The sequence below is a fragment of the Brachybacterium sp. sponge genome, from assembly GCF_001613775.1.
GTDB lineage: Bacteria > Actinomycetota > Actinomycetes > Actinomycetales > Dermabacteraceae > Brachybacterium > Brachybacterium conglomeratum.
The window spans coordinates 1,288,854-1,305,052 of sequence record NZ_LRMP01000001.1; the positions used below are offsets into that span (position 1 = coordinate 1,288,854).

Genomic DNA, 16,199 nt, shown 5'->3' on the forward strand with positions numbered 1-16,199 from the left:
GCGCGGGGCGCCGTCGTGCGGGGCGTCAGCCCCGCAGGAAGGAGGCGCAGGCCTGCTGCAGCAGCAGCGGGTCCGCGGTCGCGCACATCTCGCGGGCGGAGTGCATGGACAGCAGGGTGATGCCCACGTCGATCGTGGTCATGCCCAGGCGGGTTGCGGTGATCGGCCCGATCGTGGAGCCGCAGGGCATGGCGTTGTGGGAGACGAAGTGCTGGTGCGGCACCCCGGCCCGCTCGCAGGCGGCGACGAAGGCGGCGATGCCGACGGCGTCGGTCGCATAGCGCTGCTGGGCGTTGATCTTGAGCATCGGGCCCTCGCCGAGGCGCGGCCTGGTCACGGGGTCGTGTCGCTCGGGGTAGTTCGGGTGCGCGGCGTGGCCGGCGTCCGCGGAGAGCACGAGGGAGGAGGCGAGGACCTGGCGGCGGCTCGCTTCGTCGCCGCCGAGCGCGGCGTGGACGCGCACCAGCACGTCCTCGAGGAAGGGGCCGGCGGCGCCGGAGCGGGTGGCCGAGCCGACCTCCTCGTGGTCGTTGGCGACCATCATCGCGATCGGGGCGGGGCCCTCCGCGGTCCCCGTGCGGGCGGCGCCGGCAACGGTCGTGAGCGCCTCCACCTCGGCGTGCACGGAGGAGAGGTTGTCGAGCCGGCCCGAGGCGAGGAACTCCTCGTCGGCGCCGAAGAGCGCCGGGGCCTGCGCATCGACGGTGACGACGTCGAGACCGACGATCTCGGCGCGGGACACCCCGGCGTGATGGGCGAGGATCTCCAGCACGTCCAGGCCCGCGAAGCCGAGGACCGGCTGCATGTGCCGCTGCGGGTCCAGGGTCAGGCCGTCCTTGTTCAAGCCCCGGTCCAGGTGCACGGCGAGCTGCGGGATGCGCAGCAGCCCCGGGGTGTCCACGAGGACCGTCGACCCGTCGGCCAGGGCGAGCCGGCCGGCCAGGCGCAGCTCGCGGTCCAGCCAGGAGTTCAGCAGCGGTCCGCCGTAGATCTCGACGCCCACCTGGCTGAGCCCCTCGGCGCCGAAGCGGGGATCGGGCTTGACCTTCAGGGCGGGGGAGTCGGTGTGGGAGCCAACGATCCGGAAGGGGGTGGCCGCGTCCGCGCCCTCGGGGGCGGACCAGGCGATGAGCGAGCCGTCGCGGAGCACGAAGCGGTCGCCGGCGACGTCGCCTGCGGTCCAGGGCGCGGTCTCCACCAGCTCGGTGAAGCCCGCCGCGGCCAGGCGTCGGGCCGCCTCGCGGGCGGCGTGGAAGCTCGAGGGGGAGGCGGTGACGAAGGCGCCGAGGTCGAGCGCGGCGGCGCGGGCGCGGGGGGAGGGGGACGCGGCGGAGAAGGGGGTCACCCGTTCATTGAACCATCGGTGCCGCGGCAGGGGAGCATGCGCAGCAGCTTCGCGTCGCCCACCTGCAGCACCACCTCGGCGGCGCCGGTCTCGGAGATCTCGTTGAGCCCGGTGTAGGTCGCGGACCTCCCGTGCAGCTCCTTCGGACCGAAGTCGAGCGCGTAATCGACGTGGAGCTCGTCGGCGGCGTCGCACACCTCGGGGTTCGTCGCCGCGTCGTCGAGTTCGGCGTTGAGCAGGTGCACCTCGGGCTCCGCCTGGAACCCCATGTAGATGTTCAGCACCTGGCGGTCCGATATCGCGTAGGCCAGAGAGCTGCCGTTCCAGGCGTTGGTCGCGATGACGGCGTCCTCGGGGACCACCTCCGGCAACATCAGCAGCAGCGCGCGCTCGTCGTCGCTGAGCAGGTCGTCGCTTCGCCACTCGCGCTCGAGGTAGGTCCTGGACACCTCGGTGCTGGTGGAGAAGTAGCCCACCGCGATGATCGCGAGGCAGAGCGCGACGGCGAGGACGGCGCCGGCGCTGCCGCGCAGGACGGGCAGCAACCGCGCGGCCCATCGCAGCAGCACGTCCAGGCCGACGGCGAGCAGCGGGACGGCGGCGGTCGCGAGCATCACCGTGATGCGGTTGTTGTCGCTGTACCAGTTGCCGGTGAGCAGGTAGCGCAGGTCACCGACGGGGGTCGCGCGGGTGGCGACCGACATGGCCCCGGCGGCGACGAACACGATGACGAGCCAGCGCGAGCGCGATCCGATCAGCACCGCGATCGTGAGGACGACGACCACGACCCCGAGAGGCAGCCAGGGGGGAGTCGCGTTCGGCGCGAGGGAGACTGTCTGTCCGAGGGCCTGCAGCAGCGTCGCGTTCGGCTCCCACACCGCTGAGCTCAGGGGAGGCCGGAAGCGGTGCCAGCCATCCAGTGCGACCACCACGGCCACGGTGGTCAACGCACCGAGAGCCACCAGGCGCCGCCCATCCCGGTGGCGTCGGCGCAAGAGGTCGCCGGCCGCGGCGAACGTCGCCCAGCCAAGTACCGGGACGCAGATCACCAGCGCGACGAACACGCCCTGGGGGTGGGCGAGTGCCACAGCTCCGCACACGGCGGGCAGCAGCATCACGAGCTGGCGGCCCCCCAGACGCTGTTCCCCAGCGGGAGCGAGGCCGACCAGGTGCACGATCAGCATCAGCACCAGAGGCATCATCGTCAGCGAGAACAGATAGGGCAGGAGGATTCCCCAGGACATCATCGACATAGGGAAGGCCGCGGTCACGCCCGCCAGGGCACCTGCGGCCATCCATCCGGCCGGTCCTGCGGAGGTGCCGGTGCGCACCAGCGCCATCAGCGTGAGCGGCCACACGAGGGCGCCCAGCAGCAGCATCACGACGTTCGAGGCGAGGATGATCTCCTGCCCGGAGAGTTGGACCACGAGGCTCACGGTCTGATGCCAGAGCGCGGGATAGTACGACTCATTGCCTGGCAGCGCGGTCATCCCGCCCACGGTCCAGGCGGAACTGTCGCCGTGGCGGAGGATGTGCCGCACGGCATTGAGATGGAAGACGTTGTCGTAGGTCTGGTTGACCCGGAACAGACCCCCCATCATGTCCAGCGCTCGCAGCAGGATGTAGCCGCCGCCGATCGCGAGGCCGAGCAGGATCGTGGCGGCGCGGCCGCGGCGGGTCGCGAGGGCGCGGCCGAGGACGGTCCCGGGCACGCCTGTGACGGTGGTCGTCGCGGTGGCCGTGGGCGAGGGGGAAGTGGCGCCCGCGGCGTCGTGCGCCGCATCGGCGTCCTGCGCGACGGGCTCCGGGGCGCCGGCACGGTGGGTGTGCCGCGAGCGGCGTCGGCCGATGCCGGCCGACCACAGCAGACCGCCCAGGACCAGGCCGAGCACGAGCGGGGAGAGCACCGTCCACGGGATCGAGAGGAGGTGGCCGAGCTCCGCGGACGCGGCGATCAGCACGGCCGAGACCGGGGTCACCACGGCGAGGGCCGTCAGCGGCCGCAGCCGCAGCGCCAGGACCGTCGGCAGTCCGGGCGCGCCGAGCACGAAGAGTGCCGCGACCAGCACGGCGAGCACTCTCAGAACGTCCACGCACGGCCTCCTGCAGTCCATCGGCGGGGCGTGGGCGCCCCGTGAGTCCGGATCATGCTAATCGTCCGTCGGCCCTGCGACCTGCTCATCCGGCGGCCGCCGCGAGCTCGCGTGTCATCGCTGGGGCGAGGGTCTCCTCGACGAACACGCGGGTCAGGTGGTTGTCGTCCATGTGCACGTAGGTGTCGCCGAGGATCGGGGAGCAGCGTCCCTCGGGGCAGACCTCCGGCGTGAGGTCCAGCACGGTCACGGAGGAGCCGGGACCGGTGAGCGCTGTGAGCGGGGCCGCGGGGTTCTCCGGCGCGAGCTTCTCGGAGACGTCCGCGCCGCAGGCGGCGTCGGCGTCGACGGGCGTTCCGCCGTCCTCGATCACGGCCTCGGCACAGACGTACTGATCCTGCTCCCAGCGCGGGGTGTCCCTCATCGCGAGCACGTCGATCCCTCGGTCCAGGAGGGTCTGGATCGCGCCCTCGGTCCCCTCGGGCATCGTCTCCGCGGCGGAGTCGGGGACGGTCTCGGTCACCGTGGTCATCACCAGATCGGGCTGGACCGCGTCGAGGTACTCCAGGACCCACTCGTCGTAGCCCGCGCAGTAGGGCCACCGCTCGGTGCCGGCGAGGAAGCCGCAGCCGCTCATGGTGAGGTTCACGATCTGGGCGTCGCGGGCCTCGGCGGTGGGCAGCAGGGCGGGGACGTACTGGCGGGAGTGGGAGCTGCCCACCACCACGATCGTCATGCTGGGCTCGGCATCGCCGGGCAGCCGCTGCTGACAGTCCGTGTTGCGGAAGCTGGTCGCCGGCTTCCAGACCCCGGCGCAGTCCTCGGGAAGGTTCGGCCACTGGCTGCCGAGGTCCCAGCCCTCCGGGCGCAGCTGCGCGGGGGCCTCGGTCGCGACCTCGTCGGTGGGGATCGCGGCCTCGCTCGCGACCGGGGGCGGGGAGGCCGGGGTGCGCTGCAGCACGCCCCACCAGCCGCCTGCCGCCCCGGCCACGAGGGCGACGCTCGCCGCGACCGCGACGAGGGCCCGCCAGGGACGGGCCTCGAGCCAGCGGGAGCGGCGCACCGGCGCGTCGACGGCGCGGGTGAGCAGCCAGGCCAGCAGCACTGCGGCGGCGAGCACCGCGAACCCGTCCAGCAGCCCCGCGCGCTCCTGCCCGCTGCGGTGCAGCCAGAGCACCAGCAGCGGCCAGTGCACGAGATAGAGGACGTAGGAGATGTCGCCGATGAACGCGGCCGGACGCGTGGACAGCAGCGCGTCCACGCCCCAGCGCCGCCCCGAGTGCCCGGCGACGACCACGGCCGCGGCCGCGGCGAGCGGCCAGATTGCGATCCAGCCCGGGAACATCGAGGAGACGTCCAGCACGATCCCGCAGGCCAGGAGCGCGGCGATGCCGGCCCAGCCGGTCAGGGCGCGCAGGGTGCGCATCCGCGGCGGGACCCCGTCCTCGGGACGGCGGGCGCCGGTGATCCGGTCCAGCACGGGCAGGGAGAGGGCGAGGAGGGAGCCCGCGGCGAACTCCCACATCCGCGCAGCGGTGTCGAAGTAGGCGATCTGCTGCTGGGACTGGGTGGAGAGGATCGACCAGGTCAGCGAGGCCGCGCCGATCACCGCGATGATCGCGATCAGCGGGCGGCGCACCGACTTCCCGGCCCGCGCCCGTCGCACCACCAGCAGGAACAGCAGCGGCCACACGATGAACGCCTGTCCCTGCACCGACAGCGACCAGAAGTGCTGCAGCGGGGACGCGGCCCCGGCATCCCGGGCGTGGTAGTCGACCTGCATCGCCACCAGCAGCGCGTTCTGCAGGTAGACGGCGGAGGCGACGGCCTGCTGCATGATCGTCGGCCAGATCGAGGAGGGCAGCAGCAGCGCGGTCGCCAACAGCGTGAGCAGGATCGTCACCGCCGCGGGCGGGAGCAGGCGCTTGAAGGTGTGCAGCCAGTAGCGGGGCACGCCGAGGGGGCGGCCGCTCTCGAGGCGGCGCACGAAGGTGCCGGTGAGGAAGAAGGCGGAGAGGAACAGGAACACGTCCACGCCGCCGGAGACCCGGCCGAGCCAGATGTGGTAGACGGCGACGAGCCCGAGCGCGACGGCGCGCAGGCCGTGCAGCTCGCGGCGGAAGGCGGGCCGCGGCGGCGTGGGGGCGCCGGCCGGTGCGGGGCCGCCGGCGACGCCGACGGACGAGGCGGCCGCCGCAGCGCGCGATCGGCTCTCCTCGCCCTCGGGCCGCCAGGTGCCGGAGACGGAGCCGCTGGTGGACCAGGCGTCCTCCGCCTCCCGCTCGGCATGCGCCTCGACGGGGCCCTGCAGCCAGTCGTCCAGCGACGAGGTCGAGGAGGGCAGGGCGTCCGCGGTCCACGCGGCGAGGGAGGAGCGCGGCCGGGACGTGGTGGTCATGGGCGCGGGCTCGGGCTCGGGCGTCGGGCCGGGCGCTGGTGCGTCCTCGGCCTCCTGCGTCCAGTCGGAGAGGTCGTCGGCCAGGCGCGGGGCGTCGCCCTCGGTGTGCTCCCCGTCCTCCTGCGGCCGTGCCCGTCGGCCCCCGCTGCGCGGAGCGGACGGGTCACTGGGGGAGCTGATCACGCACCCCTCCCGACGAGGCCCGGCCGACCGCGCGGACCACGGGGATCGTCGACGGCAGCGACGACGCCGAGGCGTCGGTCGGGGGTGTCGACATGGTCCCTCCTGCGGTGCGGGTCGTGCGGCCTCCGCGATCTTACGGCGCGGTAGGCCGTGGGACCATGGGACGGTGACCACGCCCCCGCCCCCTGCGCCCTCCGCGGCCGAGACGCCTGCCGCCGCCCCGTCCCCCGCCGACGTCGGCTTCGAGATCACCGCCCGTCACGGCGAGAAGGCCCGCGCCGGGGTGATCACCACCCCGCACGGCGACATCGCGACCCCGGCCTTCGTGCCGGTGGGCACCAAGGCGACGGTGAAGAGCGTGCTGCCGGAGTCGATGGCGGAGCTGGGCGCGCAGGCGCTGCTGGCGAACGCCTACCACCTCTACCTCCAGCCCGGCCACGACCTCGTCGACGAGGCGGGCGGGCTCGGCACCTTCATGAACTGGCCCGGCCCCACCTACACCGACTCCGGCGGCTTCCAGGTGATGAGCCTCGGGGCCGGCTTCCAGAAGGTGCTCTCCTCCGAGTTCTCCGGCGGCGAGAAGGCCCGCACCGCCAACGGCGAGGACGACGCCGTCCGCGAAGGGAAGGAGCGCCTCGCCCACGTCGACGACGACGGCGTCACCTTCCGCTCCTTCATCAACGGCGACGAGCACCGCTTCACCCCCGAGATCTCCATGCAGATCCAGCACGGCCTCGGCGCGGACATCATGTTCGCCTTCGACGAGCTCACCACGCTCATGAACTCCCGCGGCTACCAGGAGCAGGCGCTCGAGCGCACGAGGCTGTGGGCGCTGCGCTGCCTGGCCGAGCACGCCCGGCTCACCCACGAGCGCACCCACCGCCCCTACCAGCAGCTGTGGGGCGTCATCCAGGGCGCGCAGTACGAGGACCTGCGACGACAGGCCGCCCATGACCTCGGCGGCATGGAGGTCGAGGGATGGTCCTTCGACGGATTCGGGATCGGCGGGGCGCTGGAGAAGGAGAACCTCGGCACCATCGTCGGCTGGGTGACCGACGAGCTGCCCGAGGACAAGCCCCGCCACCTGCTGGGCATCAGCGAGGTCGACGACCTCTTCGTCGCGATCGCCGCCGGGGCCGATACCTTCGACTGCGTCTCGCCCTCGCGCGTCGCGCGCAACAGCGCGGTCTACACGCGCACCGGCCGCGTGAACCTCACCGGCTCCCGCTACCGCCGCCAGTTCGCGCCGATCGACGAGACCTGCGACTGCTACACCTGCATTCACTACACCGCCGCCTACGTGCACCACCTCTTCCGGGCCAAGGAGATGCTCTCCTCGACCCTGTGCACGATCCACAACGAGCGCTTCGTGGTGCGGCTGGTGGACCGGATCCGCGCCTCCCTCCAGGACGGCACCTTCGACGCCCTGCGGGAGGAGACCACCGGCGCCTACTACGGCGAGCCGCGTTGAGCGAGCAGTCGCCCTGGGCGCCGCGGCCGGAGTCCGCGGAGCCGCAGCCGGAGGAGCCCGCGGGGGAGGAGCCGACCGGGGAGGAGCGGGCCGACGGGCGCGCGCCGCGCGCGCGGGCCGCCCGCGGCGAGCGGGGTGCCGGGTCCGCGCCGACGGGCGAGGCCGTGACGGACAGGGAGCTGGAGACCGCGCCGGACGCGGCGACGGCGCTGGGCCTGGCGGTGGTGCTGCTCGCGCTCACCGGGATCTGCGCCCTTCTCGGCGGCCACTTCCTGCTCGGTGTGCTGCGTCTCGCAGCCGGGGTGCTCGCCGGGGCCGGCCTCGGCGTGCTGCTGATCGCACTGCTCGGCGGTCGCCTCCGCCGACGGACGCGGACGCTCCTCGCCGCGGGCCTCGCGCTCGGCGTGGCCCTCGCCCTCACCGTCCCCGCCGTGCTCGCCTCGCGCGTGGGCTCGCTGGAGAGCGCCGCCGTCGCGGAGATCGCACCGCTCGGCGAGGGGGACACGGTCGCCTCCGCCCCCAGCGGGCAGGGGCCCGTGCTGGTGCGCCGCGCCGACGGCACCGCGCAGCTCGTCGAGCCCGGGACCGGGGCGCAGGAGGTCGAGTCCGCGCCCGGCGACGTGCTCGCCCTCTCCGCCGACGGGACCCGGCTCGTCCAGGTCAGCGGGGAGGTCACGCGGGTGCACCAGCTCGGCGGCGGGAGCGATGCCGAGGTGAGCGGCGCCGGCGAGGCCGGCGGCCGCTCCGCACCCGTCGAGGTGGCCGGGACCCCGCTCGCCCTCGACGGCGACCTGCTCGTGGTCCGCGACTGCGAGGAGGACGTCTGCCGGGTGCGGGGCATCGACCTGGCCGCCCCCGACGAGCCGCTGTGGACCGTCATGGACGCCGAGGAGACCCGCGGACCCGACCCGGCCGGCCTCCCGCTCCCCGCCCGGGCCGAGGCCCCGCCCGGCCTGCTCGACGCCGTCGCCGCGACCGGGGTGCTGCCGTCGGTGCCGCTGCGCTTCGACCCCGCCCAGGGCTGGCTGCAGATCGATGCCGCCACCGGGTTCCCCGTCGGCCGGGTCCTCGCCCCCGCCGACGCCGACTGCCGCATCGCGGCGACCCCCGCCCCGCCCGACCCGCAGTCCGTGCAGGAGCAGGGACCGCTCGTGCTCACCGTGTGCGCGGGGGAGGACGGTGCGCTCACCGCCGCCGCCTTCCGCGACGGCGCCCCGCTGTGGGAGTCCGCGCCCTCCCCGGCCGGGGACTGGACGGTGCGGCTCGAGGCGGGCCGCGTCCTCGCCTCCGGCACCGAGGCCGGGACCACGACCGAGGGCGAGATCCTCGCCTCCGAGCACGGCGCGGACTGGACCGCGCCGGGCGGGGACGGCGTGGCGCAGGCCGAGGCGTTCACCGCCCGGATCGGCATCGACGGGACCCGGATGGTGCTGACCAACGAGGCCGGGCAGCTCCTCGCCTACGACACCGCGACCGGGACGAACAGCTGGACCCTCCCGCTCGACGACCCCGAGGCCGAGGTGCGCGGCGGCCTCGCCTCAGGCACCGCCATCGTGCTCGACGAGACCGAGCGGGAGGAGCCCCTGGACCCCCGTGGCGCGCAGCGGCTGCGCGTGATCACCGCCGAGGACGGCGAGGTGAGCGAGGAGCTCGTCCTGGACGAGGAGATCACCGCCTGGCACCCCCTCAGCGGCGGCCGCGCCCTGATCAGCACCGACGAGGGGACCGTGCTGCTCGGGGGCTGATCGGGCCACCGCTGCGGACGGCGACGGGCCCCGGATGCACGGCGCCCCGGCCCTGCGAGCAGGACCGGGGCGCCGCGGAGCAGGCGAGCCGTCACGCGTTCGCCTTCGCCCAGCGGCGGGACATGAGCGCGCCGACGATCAGCGCCGCGAACACGATCAGCGCACGGATGATCTCCGCGATCAGGTAGATGATCGAGAAGAGCCCGACCGTGCTGTAGTCGGCGTTCGCGGCGATCAGGATGAGGATCCCGTAGAGGATCCAGTACGCGATGACCGCGAGGACCAGCGTCGCCAGGACGATGATCGCGCCGGTCCGGCCGCGGCCGGACGACTGGATCGCGACCATCACGGCCAGGACGATCAGGGCGAGGGTGACGAGCCCGTTGGCCAGCAGGCCCAGGATCCCGAGGACACCGCCGACCCCGACCGTGGTCGCGGAGCCGGTGGCGCCGCCCGCGAACTGCACGGCGAAGACGATGACGTTGGCGATCAGCCGCACGGCGACCACGGCGAGCACCGCGTAGAACATCCAGGTGATGAGCTTCGCGACGTTCGACCCGCCGCCGGCGGCGCCCGGGGCGCCGGCGCTCGCGAAGCCCTGGGAGCCGGCGGCGCCGGGGTACCCGCCCGGCGCGGGCGGCGGGGAGGCCTGGCTCCACTGCTGCGCCGGGGAGGCCGCCGGCGCGGACGGCTCGCCCCACTGCGGCTGCGCCGGCGAGGCGGCGGACTGGGGCTGCGCGGACGGCTGGCCGCCCCACTGCTGCTCACCCTGCTGCGGAGCCGGCGCCGAGGGCTGCTGCCCCCACTGCGGCGCGGCCGGCGGCGGGGAGGGCTGGCCCCACTGCGGCTGCTGCGGCTCCTGGCCCTGCGGCCCCCACTGGCCCTGCTGGCCGCCCTGCGGTCCGTACCCCTGCGTCATGCGTCTCCCTCATGGCCCCGCCGCACCGGCGGGGACGTCGTCGTACGGCGCCGCGGCGGCGCCCGGTCCAGCGTATCGGGCGCCGCCGCGGCCCGATTCGTGCGCGGGTGACGGTGCGGTCTCGATCCGGGCGTCCGCCGTCCGGACCGGGGAGGTCAGGCGGAGAGCTTCTTCTTGGCGGTGGAGTGCACGAAGAAGGCGCCCAGGAGGATCGCCGCGCCCATCAGCACCGCGCGGACGATGTCCACGCCGTAGACCAGGCGGAAGTGGGAGGCGGTGAGCTCGCCGCTCGCGTCCACCGCGCCGGAGGCGGCGAGCACGATGCCCATCACGATCGAGAGGATCCAGTACAGGATCGTGGCGACGGGGATGCCGACGGCGACGAGGATGCCGCCGAGACGGGCCCGGCCCCGCCCCATGACCGCCGCGACGATGCCGAGGACCATCATCACGAGGCTGACCAGCAGGTTCGCGATGAACAGCAGCAGCAGGACGAGGCTCGAGCCGATCGCGACGCCGCCGGTGATCTCGCCGCCGGCGCTCGATGCCGCGACCCCGTCGGCACCGACGATCGCGGCGAGGTCGATGCCCACCCGGATCGCCAGCAGCAGCACGGCGCCGATGAGCAGCACCATGCCGAGCGTCTTCACACGAGGCCAGTTCACGCCGTCGGCGGAGACCGAGGGCACGGCACCGACTGCGCCGGGGTAGCCGCCCGCCCCCGGACCGGGGGAGCCCTGCCCCCAGCCCGGGGAGGCCGGGGCCGGCGAGCCCTGGCTCCACTGCTGCGGCGATGCTCCCTGCCCGTCCCACTGGCCTTGCTGCGGCTGACCGGGCTGCGGCGGCTGGCCGCCCCACTGCCCCTGCTGGCCGCCCTGCGGTCCGTACCCCTGAGTCATGCGTCCCCCTCGAGCCCCGCTCGGCACGGGGCAGGTCGTCGGGCGCCGCTCTGACGCCCCGGCCAGGGTATCGGGCGTCACGGGCCGGCGGCCTCCCCGCGGTGCGCGAGGAGGCCGCCGGCCCGAGCGAGGCTCAGCGCCCGGCAGGCGCGAAGCGGATCCGGAAGCTCTCCTCCCGGGCGGTCAGCACGTGCTGGGGCAGCGGCTCCGGGCCGCAGGCCGCCGAGCCCACGCCGTGCAGCGCGGCCGAGAGGGTGACCCAGGTGCGGCCGTCGGGGCGCAGCGCCCCGTCGTGCGCACGGGCGTCGAGCTCCGCGGTGGACCAGGGCCGCACTGCGAGGCCCAGACCCTCCGGTGCGGTGAGCTCGAGGCCGGAGCCCGCCTCCCCGCCGCTCAGCACGGCACGTACCACGCCCGCACGGTTGCCGTTCTCCTGCGGGAACACGTACGGGACCTGCAGCTCCTCGACGCTCGCGGTGCGGCGCGCGAAGGTGGTGCCGCCGCCGGTGTCCGGGTACGTCTCGTGCGGGCCGAAGCCCTCGTACTCGATCTCGCCGGGCGCCGCGGGCAGCGCGAAGCTCCAGCCGATCCGCGGCAGCGGCAGGTCCTCGGGCCACAGCGCCGACGGGGTCACCGTCACCGCGAGCTCGACCCCGTCCGCGTCGGCGCGCCAGGTCTCGGTGACGTCGGCGTGCAGAGCATTGCCGTCCAGCCCTATCCGGGAGCGGACCACGAGCTGCTCCTCGCCCGCCTCGATCCCGACCAGGCGGCGACGGGCGACGTCCAGCCCGATCCGCTTCCACCGCGCCTCGAGCGGGTAGCGGGTGCGGGCCCGCTCGTTGTCCACCGGGGCGCGGTACAGGTCCGCCCCCGCCTGCTCGAGGGCGAGCTCGCCGAGGCCGACGAGCCGGCCCAGGTCGTCCAGGCGCGCGGGCCCCACCTGCCAGGTGCCGTCGGCCGCCTGCTGCGGCGCGACGGCCGCGGCGGGGGCCGGGGTGACCGAGGCGGCCAGGCGCTCGGCGTCCACGTGCGAGGCCGCGACGATCTCGTGCCCCGCCGGGACCGGCCCGTCGGCCTCCCGGGTGGTGAGTCGCACCGTCACCGCGGTGTGCTCGCCCTCCGGCAGCGCCAGCTCGGCGCTCTCGCCCGGGGCGAGGAGGGGCAGCTCGAGCTCCTGCCAGCTCGCCTGCAGGTCGGTGGAGACCTCGGCGCGCAGGTGGGAGAGGTCCGAGAAGGCGTAGCGGTTCACGATGCTCGCCGCTCGCTCGCCGACCTCGAGGCCGACGGGGGAGTAGTGGTGCTTCGCGTCCAGCAGCGCCGGGGACGGGGTGCGATCGGGCAGCAGCAGCCCGTCGGCGACGAAGTTCCCGTCGTGCAGGCGCTCGCCGAAGTCGCCGCCGTAGCCGTAGATCTCGTTGCCCTCGGCGTCGGTGGTGACGATGCCGTGGTCGATCCACTCCCAGATGAAGCCGCCGTGCAGCGCCGGGTAGCGGTGGACGAGGTCCATGTACTCCTTCAGCGCGCCAGCGCCGTTGCCCATCGCATGCGCGTACTCGATCCACAGGAACGGCTTGGACAGCGCCGGCATCGGCGACTCGTCGGAGCCGAAGCCCGCCTCGCCCGGGTCCACGCCCAGGTGGTGCAGCATCCCGATCAGCTTCTCGCGGTACTCGTCGGTCAGCGCCCGACGGCCGATCTGCTCGGTCTCGTCATGGGTGGGGTACATCAGCGAGAAGACGTCCACGGTCTCGGCGCGGTAGTCCTGCTCGTAGATGACGGGGCGGGTCGGGTCCGTGGCGCGGACCGTCTCGATCATCGCCTCGGTGACCGGGCCGGTGGAGGACTCGTTCCCGATCGACCACATGACGATCGAGGCGTGGTTGCGGTCCCGCAGCACGAACCGCTCGGACCGCTCGCACAGCATCGGGCGGAAGCGGTCGTCCGCCGCCGGGCGCTCGGCCGCGCCGGTGCCGTCCTCGCCCCAGGTGGAGTCGACGTGGAAGCCGTGCGTCTCGAAGTCGCCCTCGCAGATCACGTACAGCCCCATCTCGTCGCACACCTCGAGGAAGCGCTGGTGGGGCGGGTAATGGGAGGTGCGCACGGCGTTGAGGTTGTGCTGCTTCATCAGCGCCACGTCCAGGTCCTGGTTCTCCAGGTGCTGGGTGCGGCCGACGACCGGATCCGCCTCGTGACGGTTCACGCCGCGGAACACGATCCGCTCGCCGTTGACGCGGAAGATCTCCCCGTCCACCTCGACCCGGCGGAAGCCGAGCTTCAGCGTGACGGTCTCGGTGCCGGCGTCGGTGGAGACGCTCGCCTCGTACAGCCGCGGCGACTCCGCGCTCCAGGGGGAGACCTCGCCGGCGGCGATCTCGGTCCCGTCGGCCGCGGCCTCGATCCCGAGCTCGGGGATCCGCACGGTCGCGGGGACGATCTCGCCGTCCGCGCCGTAGGCGGTCGCGGTGAGGGTGCCGCGACCGGTCTCGGGGTCGAAGTCCGCGTGGGTCGCGAGGTCGTGGATCCCGCCGGCGGGGCGCAGCAGCAGGTCCACCGAGCGGAAGATGCCCGAGGCCCACCACATGTCCTGGTCCTCGACGTAGGTGTTCGCCGACCACTGCACGACCCGCACGTCCAGGCGGTGCTCGCCCGGGGCCGAGAGGGCGTCGGTGACGTCGAACTCCTGGGTCAGGCGCGAGCCGGAGGTCACGCCGATCTCGGTGCCGTCGATCCAGACCTTCGCCGCGGAGTCCACGCCCTGGAAGCGCAGCAGCACCTTCGCGCCGGTCTCGAGGGAGCCGGTCCAGTCGACGGGGACGGTCACGGTGCGGGAGTAGTGGCCGGTCGGGTTCTCGTCCGGGACGTGGGGGACGTCCATCGGGATCGGGTAGACGACGTTGGTGTACTGCGGGGCGCCGTGGCCCTGCAGCTGCCACAGCCCCGGCACGGCGATCTCGCCGGGCTCGCCCAGGTCGGTGCCGTCGGCGCGGGTGCCGTACCGGAACTCCCAGGTCTCGTCGAGGCTCAGCGCGGGGGCGTCGGAGTGCAGGTGCGCGCGGCCGCGCAGGCGGTTCCGGCCCCCGGCGAGGTCCTCCCACCAACGGTCGCTGCGGTCGACGGGCGGCAGGGCGGCGTCCTGCGGTGCGGTGTGCCCGGCGCGGGCGTCCGGGGTGGCGGGGGTGCTCATCGGTGAGTCTCTCCTGAGTCGGCGGGGCGGTCACGAGACAGTGTCGTGAACGTTCACGAACGAGTGTACCCACGCCTTCGTCGGCCTGTGTGCGGAGCCTTGGGTCCGCACGACGCCGAGTGGCGTGGTTCGACCGGTATTCGTGCCGGATACCGGTCGAAACACGCCACTCGGTGAGGGCCGATGGCCGGGGGCGGTCCGGGCCGGGCGGAGGACTGGGGCGGGGCAGGCGCGCGGCCCGTCCCACGCTCCGGGAGCTGCATCAGGACCGTCACCGAGGCGGCCGGCTTGGTGATGGTCCTGATGCAGCGCCGGGCGACGGCGCAGGGGAAGGCCCGGCGTCGGCCGGAGTCGAGGCCCTGCATCGAGGCGGGGAGCGGACCGCTAGACTCGCTGACCGTGACCACGACCGAGCCGAACCGGTGGGCGGACCGCCGCAGCGACGCCGTGTCCGCGCGCAAGGAGGCCTACGAGCAGCTGCGCCGGGCCAGCACCTGGCGCCTGCTCGCCGCGACGAAGGCCCCGGCGGTGCTCGCGATCCTGCAGGCCACCTTCCCGGCCGGCGACCGCCGGCTGCCGCGCAGCGAGCTCATCGCCCGCGTGGGCGCGCACCTCTCGTTGCTGCACGACGACGAGGGCCCGGCCGACGGGACCTCCACGGCGGACGGCGCCGCCCCGGCCGACGGCGCCGAGGACGAGGCGCGCGGCGGTCGCAGCGCCGCCGAGTACGTCGACGGCTGGGTGCGCGAGGGCTACCTGACCCGTCGCGACGACCCCCAGCGCACCGAGACGACCTTCGAGCCGAGCCCCGCCACGATCGACGCGATCCAGTTCATCGCCTCGCTCGAGGAGCACCGGCCGACGACCACCCAGTCGCGCCTGCAGCTGGTCATCCAGCAGTTCGATCGCCTCGCCCAGGAGACGGAGACGGACCGCGACGTGCGGCTCGCCGACCTCCAGCGCCGCCGCGAGCGGATCGAGCAGGAGATCCGCGAGCTCGCCGAGGGCGAGCTGATGCTCCCCAGTGCCGAGGCGTCGGTGGACCGCCTGCGGGACATCCTGCAGATCGCCCAGGAGCTCTCCGGCGACTTCCTCCAGTACCGCGAGGACCTGCGCGCCGTGGACCTGCACCTGCGCGAGCAGATCCTCTCCCCGGAGGGGTCGCGCGGCGAAATCCTCGAGCAACTGCTGGCCGGGGACGACCTGCTGGGCCAGTCGACCGTCGGCCGGACGTTCACGGCCTTCTTCCGCATGCTCAACGATCCCGCGCAGACCCGTGCCACGCAGGAGCTCGTGGACCGTCTGCTCGAGCGGGACTTCTCCCGCTCCCTCTCGCGGGACGAGCGCGAGCGGCTCGCGAACGTGTTCAGCGACCTCTACGAGCCGGCGCAGGAGGTGCTGGACGTCAAGACGGAGCTGTACCGCTCGCTCGCCCGCTTCGTGCGCTCGCAGGACTTCCGCCAGCACCGGGTGCTGCTGGAGGCGCTGCAGGAGGCGCAGGGAGTGGCGCTGGCGCAGAAGGACGAGGTGCCCACCCGCACCTCCTTCCCGCTCGAGCTCGACCTCTCGCGCGTGCAGCTGAGCTCCGTCGCCCAGCACCGGCTGAAGGACCCCACCGATCCGGGAGCGCCCGCCGAGGCCGAGGTGCACGATGCGACCGCGCTCAGCGTCGAGGTGCTCCAGGACCTGGTGCGCACCAACGACATCGACCTCGTCGGCCTCACCTCCCACGTCAACGACGTACGCGGCCGCTCCGGCCAGGCCTCGATCGGCGACATCCTGCGGGAGAAGCCGGCCGAGCAGGGGCTCGCCAGCGTGATCGGGCTGATGTTCCTCGCGACCAGCCATGCGCAGGCGCGCGAGGGATCCACCGAGATCGTCACCTGGCGGGAGCTGGACGGCAACGACTACGCCGCCCGCGTCCCCTCGTTCTACTTCCTGGACGACGTCCCCGTGGAGTGA

At 74.0% G+C, this 16,199-nt stretch carries 9 protein-coding genes; 3 read left to right on the forward strand and 6 right to left on the reverse strand.

The window, feature by feature from the left end; translation table 11 throughout:
- Positions 1-25 precede the first annotated feature (25 nt).
- From A4A78_RS05620 to A4A78_RS05630, 3 genes are all read right to left on the reverse strand, one after another.
- Positions 26-1,345: a M18 family aminopeptidase gene (locus A4A78_RS05620; RefSeq protein WP_062947370.1), complete on the reverse strand. Its 1,320-nt coding sequence runs from the start codon at positions 1,343-1,345 to the stop codon at positions 26-28.
- The gene (locus tag A4A78_RS05625) at positions 1,342-3,438 is read right to left on the reverse strand and encodes a DUF6541 family protein (RefSeq protein WP_062947371.1); all 2,097 of its coding nucleotides are present in this window, start codon (positions 3,436-3,438) and stop codon (positions 1,342-1,344) included. Before A4A78_RS05625 ends, A4A78_RS05620 begins: the two co-directional genes overlap by 4 nt.
- 85 nt (positions 3,439-3,523) lie before the next feature.
- The gene (locus tag A4A78_RS05630; protein ID WP_231880851.1) at positions 3,524-6,019 is read right to left on the reverse strand and encodes an acyltransferase family protein; all 2,496 of its coding nucleotides are present in this window, start codon (positions 6,017-6,019) and stop codon (positions 3,524-3,526) included.
- A 166-nt stretch (positions 6,020-6,185) separates the two neighbouring features.
- Here A4A78_RS05630 and tgt point away from each other — a divergent pair, with 166 nt between their 5' ends.
- Entirely contained in the window at positions 6,186-7,490 is a 1,305-nt protein-coding gene (gene tgt / locus A4A78_RS05635) for a tRNA guanosine(34) transglycosylase Tgt (protein ID WP_062947373.1), read from the forward strand.
- Positions 7,487-9,235: a hypothetical protein gene (locus A4A78_RS05640; protein ID WP_231880852.1), complete on the forward strand. Its 1,749-nt coding sequence runs from the start codon at positions 7,487-7,489 to the stop codon at positions 9,233-9,235. Before tgt ends, A4A78_RS05640 begins: the two co-directional genes overlap by 4 nt.
- 91 nt (positions 9,236-9,326) lie before the next feature.
- On the opposite strand, the gene A4A78_RS05645 is transcribed toward A4A78_RS05640, so the two are convergent.
- The 3 genes from A4A78_RS05645 to A4A78_RS05655 form a co-directional block, all read right to left on the reverse strand.
- Entirely contained in the window at positions 9,327-10,154 is an 828-nt protein-coding gene (locus A4A78_RS05645) for a hypothetical protein (RefSeq protein ID WP_062947374.1), read from the reverse strand.
- A gap of 155 nt (positions 10,155-10,309) precedes the next feature.
- Positions 10,310-11,053 carry a hypothetical protein gene (locus A4A78_RS05650; protein ID WP_231880853.1) on the reverse strand — a complete coding sequence of 248 codons (744 nt, stop codon included), beginning with the start codon at positions 11,051-11,053 and terminating at the stop codon, positions 10,310-10,312.
- Between the two features lie 133 nt (positions 11,054-11,186).
- Positions 11,187-14,237, reverse strand: a complete 3,051-nt coding sequence (locus A4A78_RS05655) for a glycoside hydrolase family 2 TIM barrel-domain containing protein (RefSeq protein WP_062947376.1) — start codon at positions 14,235-14,237, stop codon at positions 11,187-11,189.
- Positions 14,238-14,636: 399 nt separating this feature from the next.
- Between A4A78_RS05655 and A4A78_RS05660 the strand changes: the two genes are divergently transcribed.
- Positions 14,637-16,199 (forward strand): DUF3375 domain-containing protein, encoded by a 1,563-nt coding sequence (locus A4A78_RS05660; RefSeq protein WP_062948098.1) that lies wholly within the window; start codon positions 14,637-14,639, stop codon positions 16,197-16,199.

Coding starts and splice junctions, on each gene's coding strand:
- A4A78_RS05645 (WP_062947374.1), bottom strand. CDS start 10,154: ATGACGCAGGGGTACGGACCGCAGGGCGGCCAGCAGGGCCAGTGGGGG.
- A4A78_RS05650 (WP_231880853.1), bottom strand. CDS start 11,053: ATGACTCAGGGGTACGGACCGCAGGGCGGCCAGCAGGGGCAGTGGGGC.
- A4A78_RS05655 (WP_062947376.1), bottom strand. CDS start 14,237: ATGAGCACCCCCGCCACCCCGGACGCCCGCGCCGGGCACACCGCACCG.